Origin of the sequence: Dyadobacter chenwenxiniae, from assembly GCF_022869785.1 — a bacterium.
Lineage (GTDB): Bacteria > Bacteroidota > Bacteroidia > Cytophagales > Spirosomataceae > Dyadobacter > Dyadobacter chenwenxiniae.
Genome location: NZ_CP094997.1, coordinates 445,974 through 466,199 on the forward strand (window position 1 = coordinate 445,974; position 20,226 = coordinate 466,199).

The 20,226-nt window shown below is 48.4% G+C and carries 10 protein-coding genes; all 10 read left to right on the forward strand.

The features are described 5' to 3' along the window. Positions 1–85: 85 nt before the first annotated feature. On the forward strand, positions 86–2,410 hold the full coding sequence (locus MUK70_RS01805; protein ID WP_234655625.1) for a mechanosensitive ion channel family protein: 2,325 nt from the start codon (positions 86–88) through the stop codon (positions 2,408–2,410). A gap of 469 nt (positions 2,411–2,879) precedes the next feature. After that, on the forward strand, positions 2,880–6,011 hold the full coding sequence (locus MUK70_RS01810) for a SusC/RagA family TonB-linked outer membrane protein (protein WP_234655624.1): 3,132 nt from the start codon (positions 2,880–2,882) through the stop codon (positions 6,009–6,011). Positions 6,012–6,043: 32 nt separating this feature from the next. Next, positions 6,044–7,585 (forward strand): SusD/RagB family nutrient-binding outer membrane lipoprotein, encoded by a 1,542-nt coding sequence (locus MUK70_RS01815; RefSeq protein ID WP_234655623.1) that lies wholly within the window; start codon positions 6,044–6,046, stop codon positions 7,583–7,585. Positions 7,586–7,648: 63 nt separating this feature from the next. Further along, positions 7,649–9,004: an enolase C-terminal domain-like protein gene (locus MUK70_RS01820; protein ID WP_234601978.1), complete on the forward strand. Its 1,356-nt coding sequence runs from the start codon at positions 7,649–7,651 to the stop codon at positions 9,002–9,004. A 135-nt stretch (positions 9,005–9,139) separates the two neighbouring features. Continuing rightward, complete coding sequence (locus MUK70_RS01825; RefSeq protein WP_234601979.1) at positions 9,140–10,177, forward strand: LacI family DNA-binding transcriptional regulator; 1,038 nt, start codon at positions 9,140–9,142, stop codon at positions 10,175–10,177. Between the two features lie 326 nt (positions 10,178–10,503). After that, positions 10,504–11,745 carry an enolase C-terminal domain-like protein gene (locus tag MUK70_RS01830; RefSeq protein WP_234655622.1) on the forward strand — a complete coding sequence of 414 codons (1,242 nt, stop codon included), beginning with the start codon at positions 10,504–10,506 and terminating at the stop codon, positions 11,743–11,745. A 69-nt stretch (positions 11,746–11,814) separates the two neighbouring features. Beyond that, a complete protein-coding gene (dgoD, locus tag MUK70_RS01835; RefSeq protein ID WP_234655621.1) occupies positions 11,815–13,056 on the forward strand; it encodes a galactonate dehydratase in 1,242 nt (413 codons plus the stop codon). 120 nt (positions 13,057–13,176) lie between these two features. Next, the gene (locus MUK70_RS01840) at positions 13,177–16,167 is read left to right on the forward strand and encodes a SusC/RagA family TonB-linked outer membrane protein (protein WP_234655620.1); all 2,991 of its coding nucleotides are present in this window, start codon (positions 13,177–13,179) and stop codon (positions 16,165–16,167) included. Positions 16,168–16,180: 13 nt separating this feature from the next. Next, positions 16,181–17,659 carry a RagB/SusD family nutrient uptake outer membrane protein gene (locus tag MUK70_RS01845; RefSeq protein WP_234655619.1) on the forward strand — a complete coding sequence of 493 codons (1,479 nt, stop codon included), beginning with the start codon at positions 16,181–16,183 and terminating at the stop codon, positions 17,657–17,659. A gap of 256 nt (positions 17,660–17,915) precedes the next feature. Continuing rightward, the gene (locus MUK70_RS01850) at positions 17,916–20,072 is read left to right on the forward strand and encodes an outer membrane protein assembly factor BamB family protein (RefSeq protein ID WP_234655822.1); all 2,157 of its coding nucleotides are present in this window, start codon (positions 17,916–17,918) and stop codon (positions 20,070–20,072) included. Positions 20,073–20,226: the final 154 nt, after the last annotated feature.

The following is a 20,226-nucleotide window of genomic DNA, read 5'->3' on the forward strand; positions in this document are numbered from 1 at the left end:
AACTGTCAGGCAAATTGGCAGCAGGCTGGTACGATTTTTAGTCTTTAAACAGGGATTTTAAAGTTCGTGGACCGCTAGAAACCATATGACCAACACCAAATTTTTTTCAATACTCCTGATCACAATCCTGATTTCGCTGCAAATTGCGGCCCAGGACACCACGAAAAATCCCGCGCGCACAATTGTCATTCCCGACACATTATTATTCCGGATCGAGAAGGCCCAGGCGGTGATCACGCAGATCAATGCAGTCAACAAAAGGGGTTACGATACCGAAGTGATCGGAGAGGAGCTGGCTGGCATAAAGCATAATGTTGACCAGATCCAGAATGCAGTAAGCGTTGAAAATGCCATTCCCGGAAATAAGGATTTACAAAATTACAGGCTAATACTGACCGATGTGCAGCAACAGACCGGGCAATGGCGCAAAACGCTCAGCAAACACAATTCTGAGCTTCAATTCCTTTCCGAACAGGTCATTGAATTTAGCCGCGACTCGCTGCTGGCCGTTGAAGCCGGCGATTCGTCACAAAAACAACTCTACTCGGGCCAGATTGCAGATTTAAAACAGAAATTACAACTTGCGGGGAAAGCCACGACCTCAAACCTGGATACGGTCAGCAATTTGCTGGCAGCGGTGTCAGAGGTTTATTTCCGTGCTACTGACCTGCAAACGACCATCAATGACTACATAAAGGAGTCGGGCCGAAACTTACTGGGTAAGGAATCCAGCTACATCTGGAAGGCATCAAAGGGCAGCAATAAATCCAGCCTGAATGATATTATAAAAGTCTCTTACACCGGACAAAACAAAATTCTACGTTACTTTTTTCAGTCGACCTGGGATAACCGTGTGTTGCTTTTACTGGTTTCTGCGGGATTTTTTGTCTGGATATTCGTCAATTTCCGGCTGGCTTCCGCAGTTGCGGTCAGCAAAGAAATTGGAGTGCTGGATTTCAAATACATTAATCCAAGGCCCATACTAGCCGCTTTTATATTCCTTTTCAACATTACGCCATTATTCGAACCCAGATCACCATCGATTTATATCGAGCTTAATCAGTTTCTGCTTCTGATCACGATGACGGTTTTTTTCATGAAGAGGTTGCCGGGAAAGCAACTCCTTTGGTGGTTTTCTGTGCTGGTGCTGTATGTGCTTACCATCATCAGCAACATTTTAGTAACCGAATCCTTCGTTTCCCGTTTCGCACTTATGGCGCTCAATGCAGGCTCTATTGCATTCGGCGTATGGTTTTTCCGGAAGTTGCGAGAGGTCAGGATGGAAGAAAAGTTCATTAAGCCCGTACTGATCATCTACATCATTCTCAACATTCTGGCAATCATCCTGAATGCACTGGGGCGGATTTCACTGGCGAAATCTTTCAGTGTGACCGCCATCAGCGGACTGATCCAGGTTTTGAGCCTGGGCATTTTCGTGCATGTGGTTTTAGAAGCGTTAGAGCTGCATACGAAGGTAAGTGTCGCTTCGAAACGGTTATTTTCCCGCATCAATATTGAGAAAAGCCGTGCAACGTTCAGGCAGTTAATATCCTTTGTATCAGTGCTTCTATGGGTGCTTATGTTTTGTATCAACCTGAATATTGTCGATCCGATCTTCGGATTCTTACTACAAATCCTGGAAAAGCCACGCACATTCGGCTCAATCACATTTACGTTAGCCAATGTGCTGTTTTTCTCTGTGATCATCTGGTTGGCCAATAATTTACAAAAGCACATTGGCCTGCTTTTCTCCGGGCCAGATGTGAATTTTACGACCGAAACAGTGCATAAGGGATCAAAGCTGGCATTGATCAGGCTGGTGATCATAGTGGTAGGCTTTCTGTTTGCCATCACAGCTTCCGGCGTTCCGCTCACTAAGATCACTGTTTTGCTTGGTGCGCTCGGCGTAGGGATCGGACTTGGAATGCAGAACATTGTCAACAATTTCGTTTCAGGGATCATTTTGATATTTGAAAAACCATTTACGATCGGTGACTATATCGAGCTGGCCGATAAAAAGGGGAAAGTACTCGACATCGGCATTCGTTCCAGCCGAATGCTGACGCCGCAAGGTTCAAAGGTGATTATTCCCAATGGAGATTTGCTTTCAGGCAGGCTGGTCAATTATACAACGAATAATGCCCGTTTGAAAAGTGAGGTGACATTTAAAATAAGCCCAGAGGCTGACTTGGAGCAGGTTAAAAAAATAATCAACGAGATCGTCGACAAAGCAGAGGGTGTTGTGAAAAAAGCGCCGCGCCAGGTTTTGCTCAGCGCAGTTTCGGGCGATAGCATTGAGCTTAAAGTCATGGTCTGGCTTACCAGCGTTTATTCTGAAACAACATTCAGAAGCTATGTTCTGGAACAGGTCGTGATCCGTTTCAGGGCCAGTGAAATCAAAATAATATAGCACAAAACCAGATTTGCAGACCTGTTAAGCGCCATTACGCCGCATAATAGGCCTATTTAGGTAAAATATATAAAAATTTTGTGTCGAAAAGTTTTTTGTTTAAACGATTAAACTTACATTTGGAAGCACATTATAATCTTAATGCAAGAATTATTATAAAAATATCGGTAGAGACCTTGTATTGTTATAGCGTCCGTGCGTTTCTATTTTCAGATTATACCAAATTCAATCCTGCAAAAGCGTTAGTTGTTTATTATTAACCATTCAGCTCAAAGCAATCAATTGTAATCCTTTGCTTAATCGATTAAACAGTGCGAAAACACTGTAAAGCGGATATGCTGCCCATTTTTATCTTGTACAATGCCCATTTGGCTGAAATCCTCGGTCAGATGAGGGAATATCGCTGTGCGTATATAGTATATAGTTAGTCTGTTTCATCCATTTATTATTCACATTTAATAATGCGGAGATGAGAAGAATTTTTACAATGACATGGCTGTTTACATTGCTTTGCATCGCAGCATGGGCTCAAAACAGCAGTATTACCGGAATCGTAACAGGCCAGGAAAATGAGCCGCTCCCCGGTGTGAATGTGCTCATAAGCGGCACGCAGCAGGGAACCGTGACAACTTCGGATGGGAAATTTACCATAGAAGCGTCGGCCAATTCGAGCCTTGTTTTCTCTTATATCGGCTATGTGGGGCAAACGGTAAAAGTCGATTCGCGGTCTGTGATTGATGTGCAGCTGGCATTGGAATCCAAGAATTTAAATGAAGTTGTGGTAACGGCGCTCGGCATCAAAAGGGAGGCCAAAACGCTGGGTTATGCCACGGCGACGGTGAATGCAGATCAGATTTCAACCAATCGAACTCCTAATGTGGTCAGCTCGCTGCAGGGGAAAATGGCTGGTGTGAACATTTCGTCTTTATCCACCGGCCCGGGCGGAACGGCAAAGATCCGAATCCGCGGACAATCTTCGTTTAATGGTCAAAACAGCCCCTTAATCGTTGTAAACGGCGTTCCTATTGACAATTCCAATTATGCAGGCGGCGGCGATTTCGGGCCGAGATCCATGAATGCTTCCGACGGCGGCGACGGGCTTTCAAGCATTAATCCCGACGACATTGAATCCATGACCGTGCTGAAAGGAGCCACAGCCGCTGCTTTATACGGCTCGCGAGCCAAGGATGGGGTGGTCATGATCACGACCAAAAACCGGAGCACTGGAAAAGGGATCGGACTGGAATACAACATGAATTTCACTACGGATCAACCCCTGGATTTCACTGATTTTCAATACGAATACGGGCAGGGCGAGGGCGGTAAACGACCTACTTCCGCCGATCCGACTTCCGGTGTTTGGAGCTTCGGAGAGAAGTTCGAACCGGGTATGACGCAAGTGCTTTTTGATAACGAAACCTGGCCCTATGAGCCTGTTTTTGACCGCATTAAGAAATTTTACCGCACCGGAACAAACATGACCAACACTGTGACCGTCTCCAACAATGGCCCCAATGGCGGTTTTAGTTTGTCGCTGGCCAATGCGGATAATCGGGGCATAATGCAGAATAACAAATTCAACAAGAAGATTGTCAACCTGGGATTCACGCAGAACATTTCAAAGAAACTCACAGCCTTTGGCAATATTAATTATTCCAAAGAGAAGAACACGAACCCGCCGCAGCTTGACACTCAGGACTTTGCAGTCTCCACGGTGATCATGACCCTGGCCAATTCAATGCCGTTGGAAGCACTCGAACAAAACCAAACGAAGTCCAATGGCGATGAGTTTGTATTTTCACGCTTCCTGGTGCGGAATAACCCTTATTATTCCATGAGCAAGCACTTTGAAACCATTTCCCGCGATAGGATTTTTGGGAACATTGCCCTGAAATATCAGTTTACGCCCTGGCTTTATCTGCAAGGCCGCATTGCGCAGGACTTTTACGTCCGCAACCAGGAGTACAACATTCCAAACGGCTACGCACCCATCGCAAAAGCGCCTGTGGGTTATGTAAACGGCCAGTTTACACAGGATATCCGCCGCAATACGGAGCGGAATTTTGACTTCATTCTGGGCGGAAACCACAATTTCGGCGACATCGGTCTTGATGTGACATTAGGGGGTAACCAGCGTTATGCACGCATGGACTACAACAGCGTCACGGTCCAGGATTTCATTCAGCCGGGGCTTTACACTGTGATGAACGGGCGCGTCAAAAACCCGCTTTATGCGTTGTCTGAAAAGAAAATCAATTCCTTATACGGAGCAGCGACAATTTCTTATAAAGAGTTTTTATACCTGAACGTTACCGCCCGAAACGACTGGTTTTCAACATTGGCGCCACAGAACCGAAGCATTCTCTATCCTTCTGTAACAGGAAGTTTTATCTTTTCGCAGGCGTTTGCCAACCTGCCTCCCTGGATTACTTTTGGCAAGTTGAGGGCCGCTTATGCGCAGGTTGGATCGGACAATGTGAACCCCTATTCGAATGCGCTTTATTATCAGGTCGACAACAATTCTTTCCCCAATCCCTCCGGCCAGCTCGTGCCTGTGGGCGGCATAAATGCCTTGACGGTTCCTAACAAAAACCTGCGGCCGCTGCGCATTAAGGAAGCGGAAGCTGGCCTGGAAATGAAGCTTTTCAACAATCTGATCGGATTTGATTTTACATATTATCACAAAACGACTGACGATCAGATTCTTGCCGCGCAAATATCGGATGCATCTTCTTACACCGCCCAGCTGATCAATGTCGGCCGGAGTATGAATAAAGGAATCGAGTTGCTGCTGACGGGATCGCCGGTGCGCACGAATGACTTTCAATGGGATGTGAGTTTCAATGTTTCCTATAACACTTCCAAAGTGCTGAAACTGGGGCTGGCCGAGAAAGATACGGTTATCACGGTGGGCGGCGGAGGCGGCCGGACATTGAACATGGTGGTTGGAAAGCCGCTGGGCCAGCTTTACACATTTATGTATCAGCGTGACGCGCAGGGCAGGCAGGTTTTTGATAAAAACAGCGGCATGCCCATCCGCAATAACACTTTGCGCAATGTTGGCAATGCGCTTCCCAAGTATTTCGGCGGGATCACCAACACATTCACATACAAAGGGATAATGCTCTCGACGCTGATTGATTTCAAGCTGGGACATAAGATGATCGCCGGCCGGAACATTAATTATCTGCGCCATGGATTGTCCAAAAGGACGCTTCCCGGTCGTGCGGAAGGATTTGTGATCGGCAATGGTGTGAATCCGGATGGCGAGGTTAATCAGACAAAGGCGGCCGTTCAGCCATTTTACGAATCGGTTAACCCACTGGGTGTCAATGAAGATTTTGTAAACAACGCTGGTTTCTGGAAACTGCGCCAGATCACGCTCAGCTATGATCTTGGAAAGCTGCTACCCGAAAATTTCTTTGTCAAAGGCCTGCGGTTAAGCGCTGTAGCCAACAATGTGCTGATCATCAAGAAATGGACGGAAAATATGGATCCCGAAGAAGTGCTGAACTCCTCGGATAATGCAACCGGACTGGATTTCTGGCCGGGCCTGCCGCCTACAAGAAGCATCGGTTTTAACCTGAATGTGAAATTCTAAGCGCGGTTATCCAACTTTTAAACAGCATTGAAATGAAAAATATCTCAAAATACATACTGGCAACCTTGTTATCGCTCGGCGTGATAACAGGCTGCGACCAAGGTTTTGACGAGATCAATACCAACAAAGTTGACCCGACTTCGCTGGCGCCATCGCTGATTTTGAACAAAGCCATTATCAGCACCACTTATCTCGACGGCGTCTCGACACTGGGCATGCTGACTTACAATTTTGGCATTGTGCAACAGATCATTACGCCCTATGGAAGCTCGCTTTCGGGTGGAAACTACAACCAGTATAATAATGCCAACACGCCGCTCGTTTGGGTGAATTTTTACCGGAATGTGATCAAGCAAGTCGTTGCAGTGACCGATCAGACCAAGGACGACCCCGCTCAGGCAAATATTTATCACGCCGCCCGCATCTGGAAAGCCTACGCATTCATGATCCTGACAGACACCTATGGAGACATTCCGTATTTCGAGGCAGGGCAGGGTTACATTAGTGAGGTGATCAGGCCAAAATACGATCCGCAGGAAGCCATTTATAAGGATATTTTAAAGGAATTGGACGAAGCATCAGGCGCTCTGGACATCGTCCAGCCGGCCGTAACAACCGATATTTTGTATGGAGGAAATGTTGCCAAATGGAAAAAGCTGGGCTATTCGCTAATGCTGCGCGCCGCCATGCGCCTGACAAAAGTGGATCAGACTACGGCCAAAACGTATGTTACCAAGGCCGTTGCTGGCGGATTGTTTGAGAGCAATGCTGATAATTCCACCATTCGGCACACGGCCATTTACAATAATTATATTGCCAATCACCTGGCCGCAAGGGAAAAAACAAACTTTTATCTTGCCGCGCCTTTTGTCAATTATCTCAAAGAAAACAATGACCCGCGACTGGCTGTCATGGCCGTCCGTTACGTAGGCGCGAAAGGCGGGCCCGAGCAGGTTGCAGCCCGCGCATCGTCGGACCCGAAAGTGCAGATAGGCATGCCGATGGGTTACAATGACGTGACCATCAACACGGTTTTGACACAAAATGGTGTGGCAAGCCTGTGGGATTTCTCACAGGTGAATCTGGGAACAGTCCTCAAACTGGATGCGCCGGAATTTCACATTACTTATGCACAAAATCAGCTTTTGCTAGCCGAAGCAGCCGTTCGCGGCTGGGTAAGCGGCACTGCACCGACTTATTTTGCCAATGGTGTGAGGGCACATTTAGAACAAATGGGACTTTATGATCCAAGCGCAGCCATTAAGGAAGATGCCATTCAGGCTTATCTCAAAACGCATCGGCTGGATGCTTCCAAAGCATTAGAGCAGATCAACACCCAGTATTGGGTCGCCTCATTCCTGGACGGAAACGAGCTCTTTGCCAATTTCAGAAGAAGCGGTTTTCCCACATTGAAGAAGAACCCCTATCCGGGCGCGGAGATCAAAGAAGACTTCATCAGACGCATGCCATATCCCGACAGCGAAATCATTGTAAACCTGCAAAATGTGAACGATGCCAATGCCCGGCAGGGGCCCAATGACCTGAACACACGCGTTTGGTGGGATAAGAAGTAAAACCTTGTAGCACAGAAACTTTTAATGCCTAAACCTTTAACTTTTTCATTTATCCCAAAACATATGGATCATAGTAATATGAATCGTCGCGAAACGATGAAAGCATTGGGCCTGACCGGGTCAGCAGGAATATTAGGCCTATTCGGCGGAACTGCCAGTGCGAAAGCACGGGAAGAAAAGGAGACGCCGCATTATGCCAAGGCCATGAAACCGGTCACCATCAAAAGCGTCCGGGCCATCGCCACAGCGCCGCAAGGCTCCAACCTGATTGTGGTAAAAGTAGAGACTTCCGAGCCTGGATTATATGGCCTGGGCTGTGCCACTTTCACGCAGCGTGCCGCCGTCGTGCTGGTCGCGATCAACACTTATCTGAATGAATTCTGCGTCGGGAAAGATGTGGACCAGATTGAAGATATGTGGCATGGGGCCTATGTGAGTTCATATTGGCGGAATGGCCCGGTGCTCAACAATGCATTAAGCGGTCTGGATCAGGCGCTTTGGGATATCAAAGGAAAACGTGCGGGCATGCCGCTTTATCAGCTGCTGGGCGGAAAAGTGAGGTTTGCTGTTCCTTGTTACACCCATGCCAATGGCAACACGCCCGAGGCAACCGTCGAAAGCGTAAAAAGCATTCAGGAGCGCGGTTTCAAGTACATTCGCATCCAGCAGGGCGGTTATGGGGCAGTAGGCAGCACAGCCGAACAGCCGGATTTCAAAAAGGAAAACTTCGGCGGTCCTACTGACAGTTTTATGAATGAAAACAGCTATTTGAAGGCTATTCCTAAACTTTTTGAAGCAGTTAGAAAAAGCTGCGGAGAAGAAATTGAACTGCTGCACGACATTCACGAGCGCGTACAGCCCATGAATGCGATCAACATGATCAAGAAACTGGAAGAGTTTAATCCGTTCTTTATCGAAGATCCATTTTCTCCCGAAAACCAGAAGTGGTTTAAGATTTTGCGTGAAAACACGACGGTCCCGATTGCCATGGGCGAGCTTTTCAACAATGTCAATGAATTTGTAGAACCGATGGTTAATCAATGGTTCGACTTCATCCGCATCCACGTTTCGCAGATCGGCGGGGTTACGCCAGCCATGAAAGTGGCCCGGTTAGGAGAGTGGTTTAACATTAAAACGGCCTGGCACGGACCGGGTGACGTCTCACCCGTAGGCCACTCCGCCCACGCGCACATTGACCTGGCAGTGTGGAATTTCGGAATCCAGGAAGCCGTAAGTTTCAATGAAAAAACACAAGAAGTTTTCTCCGGCTGCCCTACGATGAAAAACGGTTACATGTCTGTAAATGAAGTGCCCGGCATCGGCGTCGATATCGACGAAAAAGCTGCCGCGAAATACCCAATCACAACAAAATCCAACTGGCAAGTAAGAAAGTTCGATGGCACATTAATTCGCCCCTAAAATTCAACAACATTGCCCTGGGCTTAGCCCAGGGCAATTAAAAGGATGAAATTCTATTTACAGAATAATATTAATTCATTATCACAAATCAATCAATCAATTGCCCCGGGCTTAAGCCCGGGGCAAAAGAAAAAGATGAAAAAAACATCTCTCAAAGACATAGCCCAAAAAGCTGGCGTATCAACCGCACTGGTCTCCTATGTCCTCAACGGGAAGGAAAAGGAAACCAGGGTGGGGGAGGTGATCGCCAAGAAGGTGAGAGAAATCGCCAAAGAGCTCAATTACCAGCCCAATCACCTTGCCAAAAGCCTCAGAAGTGGCAAAACCCACACAATCGGGCTAATTATAGCAGACATTTCAAACCCGTTCTTTGCCAACATTGCCCGGGTTGTAGAGGATGAAGCCAAGCGAAACGGTTACACGGTGATTATTGGAAGCTGTGATGAAAATGCCGACAAGTCCTGGGATTTGCTCAATGTGCTTATCAACAGGCAAGTGGACGGATTCATCATCGTTTCCTGCGAAGGCTCAGAGAACCAGATTCAATATTTGAAAGAAAGAAATCTGCCTTTCGTGCTGCTGGACAGGCATTTCCCGGACATTCAAACGGATTTCGTTGCAACCAACAATTACAAAGCGTCCTATGACGCGGGAATTCATCTGATCCAATCAGGTTATGAACGAATAGGGCTAATCGCTTACAAATCAGAGATGTATCACATGGTAGAAAGAATCAGGGGATACAAACACGCGCTGAGCGATAACAACATTGAGTTTGACAGCAACTGGCTGAAAGAGGTGATGTTTGAAACCATAGAACGTGATGTAAAGATCGCCATCGACGAAATCCTGGCGTCAGATCACAAAGTGGAGGCATTGATTTTCGCGACTTACGGTCTGGCTATCAATGGGTTGAAATACATCAATGAGTTGCGGCTGAAAGTGCCTTCGGATCTTGCGATTGTCAGTTTTGGTCAGGCAGAGGTTTTTGATCTTTACTATTGCCCTATCACTTACTTGCGTCAGCCATTGGAACTATTGGGCAAAACATCCGTCGAATATCTCTTGAAAAAACTCAAAAACCCAGACGAAGGAATGAAGCAGATCCTGATGGAAGCCAAGCTGATCGCCAGGGATTCCTCTATGGCAAAATCCGCCTGGCTAACCGAATAATTTTTTTAATAAATGCTTAATCGATTAATGAACAGACGGTTGCAAAATGCATAGAACGATGTCATGCAGGTTAGGAGACGCCTCCGGCTAACACAACGATTATCTTTTGCTAGAAACGGGATGCCCCTCCGGGGCGGCGTTTTTGCAAAAACGTATCGCGCGAATGGTGCCCCAGCGGGGCAACCTATTTCTAGCAAGATGAATGGTAATTAAATCCAGCCCCAGCGGGGCAACCTGTTTCTAGCAAAAAGAATGGCAATAAAACCCAGCCCCAGCGGGGCAACCTGTTAATAACCGTTTTAAATTAACCTGAACCCAATTTCGATATGCATAGAAGAACATTCCTAAAATCAGCAGCGCTTGGCTCGGCAGCCGTTATGACGGGCTTGCCGGCAATGAAAGCCGAGGCCGCGTCAAAAATGAAGATTACCAAAATCCGCTACTACGCAGCACCTGGCTATAACAAGCCGCTCTTCAACCAAGCCCGTGGCATCGTGGAAATTGAAACCGATGGCGGCATTATTGGCATTGGCGAAGGCGGCTCAAAAGATATGATTGAGCAATGTGCGCAAATGATGATCGGTGAAGATCCGTTCCGCATTGAGCACATTTGGCAGAATGTGTATCGAGGCATGTTCTATCCCCCAGGTCGCGAGAAGCTGCACGCATTAGGCGCTTTGGAAATGGCGCTTTGGGACATCAAAGGCAAAGCACTGAATGTGCCCGTTTACGAGCTCCTAGGCGGCGCAACCCGTGATTACATTGAATGTTATGCAACCGGTTTTCGTGCTTCCACAGGCAAAACCGAGGAAGAAAGAGCCCAGGATTGCATAGCAGCCGGACTAAGGTCCTACCGCATCGGCCCGACGGGAGGCAATGGTGACCAGCCTTTTGATTTTTATGATAATGTTAAAAAGACCATCGACTTCTGTAAAAGAATAGACACTGCCGTGGGCGGCGGCGGCAAATGGGCCATTGACCTGCACACGCGCTTCGATCTGACCGACGGCTTGAAGATCTGCACCGCATTGGAAGACCTCGAACCTTACTTTATCGAGGACATTGTCCGCTCGGAAAATCCGGGCGTTTACAAAAATGTAAGGTCCATGACCAAAGTCCCTATTGCCGTTGGGGAGCAGTTCGGAGATCGCTGGGATACCAATGAGCTGATCGAAAACAGGCTGATCGATTACACTCGTTTTACGCTTCCCAACACGGGTGGCATTGGAGAATTCAAGAAAATCGCGTCTATGTGTGAGACGCATTATGTAGGCATGATCCCGCATTTTACCGGGCCGCTTTCCACGGCAACGCTTGTCCATGTGCTGGGTTCAAGCAGTCCGATGCGGGCCATGATGGAGCTCGGCGGCGGGGAACCGGAGCGTCCGCCTTATTTCAATGAGGATTTTATCAATTTCAAAAATGGCAAGTTGTATCTCAATGATAGTCCTGGCTTGGGTGTAAAGTTTGACCCGAAAAAAGCCACATTCGTCATGGAGGTGAAAGAGAAAACCAAATTCCCGCATCCGATCCTGAAAGCGCCGGACGGCTCGATTCATAACTGGTAATTTGATATCCGCAGACTTTCCAAGTCTTCAAGACTTGGAAAGTCTAAACCACCTAAACGCATAACGCAAATGAACGCAACAAAAAAAGGAATGTCCCGCCGGGAAGCCATCCAGTCCGTATTGGGTGTGGCTGCGATGGGAACCATGCTTTTGCCTAAAACCTCTTACGCCTCCACGCCCGCGCCGTTCCGAGAATATGGCAGCGTGAAGATTACCAAGCTGGAAACGTTCCTGGTGAAACCACGCTGGATCTTCCTGAAAATCCACACCGATGCAGGCGTGACCGGCCTCGGCGAGCCGCTTCTGGAAGGCCGCGCGCTGACCATCAAAACGGCCATTCAAGAAGTGGAGCCTTATTTGATTGGCAAAGATCCAAGGCAGGTTGTGCACCATTGGCAGGCCATTTACCGCCATGCATTTTACCGCGGCGGACCAATTCTGACAAGCGCTCTGAGCGGGATAGACCAGGCATTGTGGGACATTAAGGGCAAGCTTTTGAATGTGCCGATTTACGAGCTTTTTGGTGGGCAAACGCGTGACCGTGTGCGTGTGTACGGCCGCGCAGCCAATGCCGAAGACATGAAGAAGCGCAAGGCAGAAGGCTTTACCGTAATCAAAACAGGCGTCGCCAAGAAAAACCCGGCCAACATTGTTGAAAACCCGGCATTTATCAAATTCGCAGCCGACAATTTTGCATCTCTGAGGGAAGCGGGCGGACCAGAAATGGACATTGCCATTGACTTCCACGGCGCCATTTCGCAGCAGACTTCTAAGGTTTTGATTAGAGAATTGGAACAATATCAGCCTATGTTTATCGAAGAACCTTGCCAGGCGCAAAATGTGGACACAATGGTTGACATTGCCCGCGGAACGCATTTGCCGATTGCGACCGGTGAGCGCATTTTTACCAAGTGGGGCTTTCGCGAAATCCTTGAAAAAGGCGCAGCCAGCATTGTCCAGCCCGATCTTTGCCATGCAGGCGGCATTACGGAAGGCCGCATTATCGCCGGAATGGCCGAAGCTTATTACGTGCCCATCGCCCCGCACAATCCCATGGGTCCGATCTCGCTGGCAACCGGTTTACAGCTCGCAGCCAGCGTCCCCAACTTCTTGGTTCAGGAGCAGGTAACATTGGGAGAAGGATATTTGAAAAACCCATTTAAACTGCAAAAAGACGGCACCGTAATGGTTCCCACAGGCCCCGGCCTGGGAATAGAACTCGACGAAGACCAGCTCAAAGACAAAATCGGCCACGACTGGAAAAACCCCGAAACCTACAACGCACTAGACGGCTCCGTAGTAGACTGGTAAAAACCCAATCTCCACCGCACCAACAACCCGACGATTCCCCTCATTCAATCATTCAATCATTCACTCATTAAAAATTGCATTATTCAAATCTTATCTATAAACATCTATTTGCCTTAAACTATGAAAAAACTTGTAAGTTTGGTTTTGTTACATCTCATTCTGAGCCAAAGCTACGTCTTTGCCCAGAGCAGCAGATTGACAGGTAAAGTGACCGATCAGGATAATGTTGCCCTGCCCGGTGTAAGCATTTTGTTAAGCGGAAGCACAACGGGAACCGTCACGGATGCAGACGGAAATTTTGCGATTAATGCGCCCGGAAACGGAAGTCTGGTTTTCTCTTTCATTGGCTATCAAAGCCAGACGGTCGCTATTAACAATCGTACATCGATTGATTTGAAGTTGATCCAGGAATCCACCAGTTTGGGCGAGCTTGTTGTGGTGGGCTATGGAACGCAAAAGAAAACGGATGTTACCGGTGCCTTGTCCGTGGTTTCTACAAGGGAATTTTCACAGCAACCCATCACGCGCCTCGACCAGGTTCTGCAGGGCCGTGCCGCGGGTGTGCAGGTGACGCAGTCCAATGGTGCGCCGGGTGGCGATGCTCGCGTGCGCGTGCGGGGGGCTAATTCTGTTTTGGGAAACAATGATCCTTTATATGTAATCGATGGTTTTGTGGGGGCGAATTATAATTTGCTTAACCCTGCTGATATTGAGTCACTTCAAATTTTGAAAGATGCCGCCTCGACTTCGATTTATGGTAGCCGGGGTGCGAACGGGGTTGTCATTATCACCACCAAAAAAGGCGCGAAAGGGCTTAAAGTAAATTACGAAGGACAGGGAAGCGTATCAAATGTGATTAAGACATTTGACATTCTGCCGGCCGGTGAATTTGCCGAAATCGTCAATTCAAGAGCTATCGCAACGGGTTCGAACACGCCTTTTACCGAAGCGCAGATAGCGAACTTTAAACAAAATGGCGGCACGGACTGGCAGGATCTGGTTTACAGAAAAGGCAGCGGGACCCAGCAGCAAATCACCGTTTCTGGCGGAAATGATAAGACGTCGTTTTTAGTCTCAGGAAACTATGTAAAGCAAAGCGGGATCGTCGAAAACAGCGGTTTCAAACGTTACGTTTTACGGACGAATTTGAATACTCAGATCAACAAAAAGCTTTCCATGCGACTGAATCTGTCGGGCGCAAAATCCATGAACCATAACACAGATGGCGGCGGCGCATTGATAGAAGCGTTGCAATGGGCCCCTACAACGCCTGCTTACGGCGAAGACGGTCAGCCCACGTTTGCTGATCCAATCGGCTCTGTTTCGCGGAGCCCGCTGGATCAGTTATATGACAAATCCAATGACATTGACCGCATGAATATTAATGCAATCGGCGGCTTGAACTGGCAGTTGCCGATCAAAGGACTAAGCCTGGATTTGCAATATGCGATCAATTATTTGAATGCGCAGAACAAGAATTTTACGGGCAAAAGGCTGTCTAACAACAACCCGAGCGCATCGCGCTATTCTTCTGAACAGGTAACGCTGCAAAACACCAATGCGCTGAATTACAACACGACCATTGGTAACCATTCCATCAATGCAGTGGCCGTTTTGGAAACACAGCAATTCACAGACAGGAATTTCCAGGCAACCGCCACAGGCTTGCGTTTCCCGCAGCTTGGTTATGACAACATTGGCGGAAACTCAGCGGCGACAGTCGTTTCGGGTTATTCGAAATGGACGTTGCTGTCATTTTTGGGACGTGTGAACTATGCTTTCAGGGACAAATATCTGGTAACAGCAGCCATCAGAAGAGATGGTTCTTCTAAGTTCAGCAAGGATAACCGCAACAGTGTTTTCCCTTCCGTAGCACTTGGTTGGAGGCTTTCTGAGGAGGAGTTTATCAAAAACATGAATGTGTTCAGTAACCTGAAATTGCGTGCAAGCTGGGGGATGACGGGCAGCCAGGCAATCAATCCGTATGCAACATTATCGCCTTATAACACCACGCAAATGGCTTTTAACAATACGGCAATTACGGCAGGTGTGATCCAGGGAAATCAGGGAAATAAGAATTTGAAATGGGAAACAACCAAGCAAACGGATGTCGGCATTGAAATGGAATTCCTGAATGGCCGCCTGCATGTGGAGGCAGACTATTTCCATAAAAACACAACCGATCTGCTGCTGAATGTGGCGCTACCCAACTACGCAGGTGGCGGAACACAGGTTAGAAACGTAGGTGAAATCGAAAACAAAGGCTTTGAATTTGCCATAGGCGGAACGCCCATCGAAAGCGGCAAATTTGCCTGGGAAACTAATCTGAATTTCTCAACACTAAAAAACCAGGTGCTGAGTCTGGGCGGATTGCCTCGTTTAGGAACGGGCACTGGCGCTGGCGGCGGGATGTCGATTACCAATGAATTTATGCTGAAACCCGGCGAACCACTTGGCTCTTACTGGGGACTGAATTACCTCGGAACATTCAAGCAGGCCGACGCGGATGCCGCTGCACTACAGGGCCGCGTGCCGGGTGATCCACGCTATGAAGATGTGAATGGCGACAATGCAATTACAACAGATGACTTCCAGATCGTCGGGCGCGCATTCCCGAAAATGACAGGCGGTTGGAATAACACATTTACTTACAGTGGATTAACATTGAATGTGTTCTTTCAAGGTGCGTTCGGATTGGATAAGCTTAATTACACGAGGGCAGGCGCTATGTCGGGATCAGGAGAGGCGCGGCAGTTCCTGCTGACCGAAATCAGGGATTACTATCGTCCTGGAAATGAGAATTCTGACATTCCTGCCTTTACCAAAACATATCAGCCATTTACACAGTCCAGCCGCTTTGTTGAAAACGGCAGTTATGTAAGGTTGAAAAACGTGAGCCTTTCTTACAACGTGCCGACTTCGATCTTTAAAGACAAAGCCACGATCCGTGTTTTTGCGAGTGCAACCAATGTTCTGACCTTCACAAAATACACAGGACCGGACCCGGAATCCAGCAATGTCGGATCCAACACGGACACTGCCATGGGCATCGACCGCGGTTCATATCCTAATGCCAAAGTGTACACAATCGGGCTTAATCTTGGATTTTAATTTAAATCAAAAAATGAAAAAATATAACTTACTCATATTGGCGGCAATGCTTTTGACAGGCGCCGGCTGCAAGGATTATCTGGAAGAAGACACAACCGGCCTGTTATACGGAGAAAATGTGCTCTCCACACAAGACGGCCTCGAATCGGCGCTGACAGGCGCTTACAAAGGGCTGGGATCGCAATGGTCCTACGGATTTATTCACCCTGGGGCGCAGGCGGCAATGCTGGGCGGCGACGATGTGACCACCCACCCGGCCAGTAACAAGGCCGACTGGCGGGAATTCGACCAGTTCAATCCGTCAACGACCAACCAGCGTTCCAATGCCGTTTACACAGGCTGCTACAAGGCCATTCAGGGAGCAAATAACGTGATTAATAATTGGGAAAAAACGGTTGGAACAAAAGCAACGATCGACATTATCGTGGGTGAAGCACATTTTATCCGTGCGTTTTCTTACTATTGGCTCGTTCGATTTTATGGCAACATTCCGCTCATCACAGCCGGTGAATATTCGGACGATCTGTTAACTGTTGGTAAGTCCACGCCCCAGCAGGTTTACGATCTGATCATTGCCGATTTAAAGATCGCAGAGACGAATTTGCCTGATACAAAACGCGATCCGGGCCGCGCAAACAAAGGTGCTGCCAAAGCGTTTCTGGCAGATGTCTATCTGACAATGGCTGGCTGGCCTTTGAAACAAACAGATAAATATGACCTCGCTGCAGCCAAAGCCAAAGAAGTGATTGATAACCGTGCATTGTACGGTTTTGAGCTTTTGCCCACATTTGCAGCCGTTTTTGAAAATGATCCTGCATCCGCCGGGACAAGGGAAGCTGTTTTCCAGATCAGCGGATTCGCAGCCGGAAGCGGAACGGCCAATGCAACTTATGGAAACACCACCATGCCGGGTGAAGAAGGTGGCTGGGATGATATGTTTGCCGAGCTTAATTTCTTCCGCGATTTCCCTGCCGGGCCGAGAAAAGACGCCACATTCCGCACCGAGTTCGGATTGGGAGCCACCAAAATTCCCTGGCAGAGCAGCCTTACCAAGCATCCTTATTATCAAAAATGGTATATCAAAGGCAACATTGTGACTTCAAGCATTTCGCTGCCGTCTGTGATGATGCGTTATGCGCACGTGCTGACGGTTTACGCGGAGGCAAAAGCGCGCGGAACCGGCGGGCCGGACAAGGCTGCTTATGATGCTTTGAACCAGGTTCGCCTGCGTGCTCTTCCTGCGGGAACTAAGCCGTTGGCGGTAGGAAGCCTTAATGCTGTTCAATTTGCGGATGCCGTTGTGCAGGAACGCGCTTGGGAATTTGCCTGCGAAAGGACGCGCTGGTTTGACCTGGTGAGGTTGGAAAAAGTGGAGGAGGCCAATGCAAAGAAAAGTCCGGACGATTTGCAGCCGATCAAACCGATCACAAAAGCCAATTACTTGCTGCCGCTGCCTTACACGGACACGTCGATTAACCCGAATTTGAATTAACAAAGCGCACATAGCCGCCCAATTTTTAAGAAAATGACCCGAAACGCTGCAAAATATCTAAGTGTTCTTTTGGTAATAATTCTTTTTTGCAGGATGAGACTTTCCAGGTTTTCAAAACCTGGAAAGTCTTCGCCGACGTCGATTAACCCGAATTTAAATTAAACAAAGCGCCTGCCAGCGCCCAATTATTGATAAAATGACCCGAAATGCTGCAAAATATCTGATTTTTTTGTTGGTAGTAATTCTTTTTTGCGGGATGAGACTTTCCAGGTTTTCAAAACCTGGAAAGTCTACGGACCCGGATGCGGATTGGCCCGTATATGGCGGTAACAACGGCGGAAGCCGCTACTCCACGCTCGCGCAGATCAACAAAGACAATGTTAAAAACCTGCAATTGGCCTGGTCGTACGACACGGGCGAAAACAAGGATCAGCAGCAGCGCAGCGGGGACATGCAATGTCAGCCCATCGTGATCAATGGCATTATGTACGGCACCACGCCGCGATTGAAAGTGTTTGCCATTGAGGCAGCAACGGGCAAAGAAATCTGGAAATTCGATCCCTATGCTGACCCTAATGTGCGGCCGAGATTCCATCCCGTGCGCGGTGTGGTTTACTGGCAGGATGGCAATGACAAACGCATTTTATACACAGCCGGCTCCACATTATATGCCATTAATGCAGATAATGGGCAGTTGGTAAAAGAATTTGGTAAAAACGGTGAAGTCGATTTTCACGAAGGACTGGGTGATAAAGAGACTTACGGTTATGACGTTAACAATTTCAACATTCGCTCCACGACGCCCGGCGTTATTTACAAAAACTTACTCATCACCGGTTCGTCCGTTTCCGAAGGCGGCGACGCATTACCAGGCCACATTCGCGCATTCGACGTGCGCACGGGCAAGCTAGCCTGGGTTTTCAGGACCATCCCGCTTCCGGGAGAATATGGTTACGAAACGTGGTCAAAAGATTCGTATAAAAAGCTCGGCGGAGCCAATTGCTGGGCTGGAATGGTGATTGACGAAAAACGCGGAACTGTGTTTCTGGGAACAGGTTCGCCATCTGTGGATTTTTATGGAGGCGCAAGAAAAGGGGCCAACCTGTTTGCCAATTGCGTCATTGCACTCGATGCGGCAACCGGCAAGCGCAGATGGCATTTCCAGACCGTTCACCACGATCTGTGGGACCGCGACATTCCCTGTCCGCCAAACCTGATTACCGTAAAAAGCAAAGGCAAAACCGTAGAAGCCGTAGCGCAGGCAACCAAAGACGGCCTCATTTTCCTTTTCGACCGCGACACAGGCAAACCATTATTTGATGTAAAAGAAATTCCTGCACCTACAACCAACGCATTACCCGGCGAGCATCCCTGGCCTACGCAGCCCGTTCCCGTAAAACCAGCGCCATTCGCAAACCAGACATTAACAGAAGCTGACATCACAACCCGCACACCCGAAGCACACGCCTACGTGCTCGACAGGTTTACAAACAGCATTAAAGGCCCCAAAAACCTGCCGCCCACATTGGAAGGAAGCCTGCTTTACGGCATAGGTGGCGGGGCAGAGTGGGGCGGAGCCGCCGCCGATCCGAACGGCATCATGTATGTAAATGCCAATAACATGCTTTGGTGGCTTAAAATGCGTGACGCAAAAGAAAAGTCCGACGGAAAAGCGCTTTCAAAAGGCAATGTTTTATTCAACACAAACTGCGCCGCCTGCCACGCCACCGACGGCAAAAGTGCCCCGGCAACTGCTGGAACGCAAGCATACCCATCCTTGAAAGACATTGGAAAGAGAATGAACAGCGCGCAAATTGGCTCGCTCTTGGAAACCGGCCGCAACAGGATGCCATCGTTCCAGCACATTCCGAAAGCGGACCGCGAAGAGCTCATCAATTTCCTGCTAAACATGGAAACAAAACCAGCGGCTAACGACATTCACGCTGTTTCGGACATTCAAAAAACCATCGCAGATTTCCCGCATGCACCGCCTTACATCAACAACGGCAACATTCAATTCCGCGACCAGGACAATTATCCAGCCATCAAACCCCCCTGGGGAACATTAAATGCCATCGACCTCAACACCGGAGAATATCTCTGGAAAGTCACACTAGGCGAATATCCTGAATTAACAAAGCAGGGAATCCCGCCGACAGGCACAGAAAATCACGGAGGTCCCATCGTCACGGCTGGCGGTTTGCTATTCATCGCCGCCACTTATGACGAAAAGTTAAGAGCATTCGACACGAAAACAGGAAAGGTTATATGGGAATACAAATTACCCGCCGGAGGCTTCGCCACACCGATCACCTATATGGTTAACGGCAAGCAATACATCGCCATTGCAGCCGGCGGAGCGCGTTACGGGTTAAAAGCGGGCGGAACGTACGTTGCGTTTGCCCTGCCGTAAGGGAAGGGAACCTGCCCTGTCAGCCAAAGCGGTCGCAGGAATGGGCTCGACGCCTCTTTTTTGTCAGCCTGAGCGGAGTCGAAGGCACGTCCAGGACGCCACCCAAGCCCCTATGCCTTTTGCTGCATAGTCATTTATAAATTTGTAAACCTAA

Excerpts from the sequence above, each read along its gene's own strand:
- MUK70_RS01830 (WP_234655622.1), top strand. The coding sequence starts at position 10,504 with ATGCATAGAAGAACATTCCTAAAATCAGCAGCGCTTGGCTCGGCAGCC.
- dgoD (WP_234655621.1), top strand. The coding sequence starts at position 11,815 with ATGAACGCAACAAAAAAAGGAATGTCCCGCCGGGAAGCCATCCAGTCC.
- MUK70_RS01815 (WP_234655623.1), top strand. The coding sequence starts at position 6,044 with ATGAAAAATATCTCAAAATACATACTGGCAACCTTGTTATCGCTCGGC.
- MUK70_RS01820 (WP_234601978.1), top strand. The coding sequence starts at position 7,649 with ATGGATCATAGTAATATGAATCGTCGCGAAACGATGAAAGCATTGGGC.
- MUK70_RS01850 (WP_234655822.1), top strand. The coding sequence starts at position 17,916 with ATGAGACTTTCCAGGTTTTCAAAACCTGGAAAGTCTACGGACCCGGAT.
- MUK70_RS01825 (WP_234601979.1), top strand. The coding sequence starts at position 9,140 with ATGAAAAAAACATCTCTCAAAGACATAGCCCAAAAAGCTGGCGTATCA.
- MUK70_RS01840 (WP_234655620.1), top strand. The coding sequence starts at position 13,177 with ATGAAAAAACTTGTAAGTTTGGTTTTGTTACATCTCATTCTGAGCCAA.
- MUK70_RS01805 (WP_234655625.1), top strand. The coding sequence starts at position 86 with ATGACCAACACCAAATTTTTTTCAATACTCCTGATCACAATCCTGATT.
- MUK70_RS01810 (WP_234655624.1), top strand. The coding sequence starts at position 2,880 with ATGAGAAGAATTTTTACAATGACATGGCTGTTTACATTGCTTTGCATC.
- MUK70_RS01845 (WP_234655619.1), top strand. The coding sequence starts at position 16,181 with ATGAAAAAATATAACTTACTCATATTGGCGGCAATGCTTTTGACAGGC.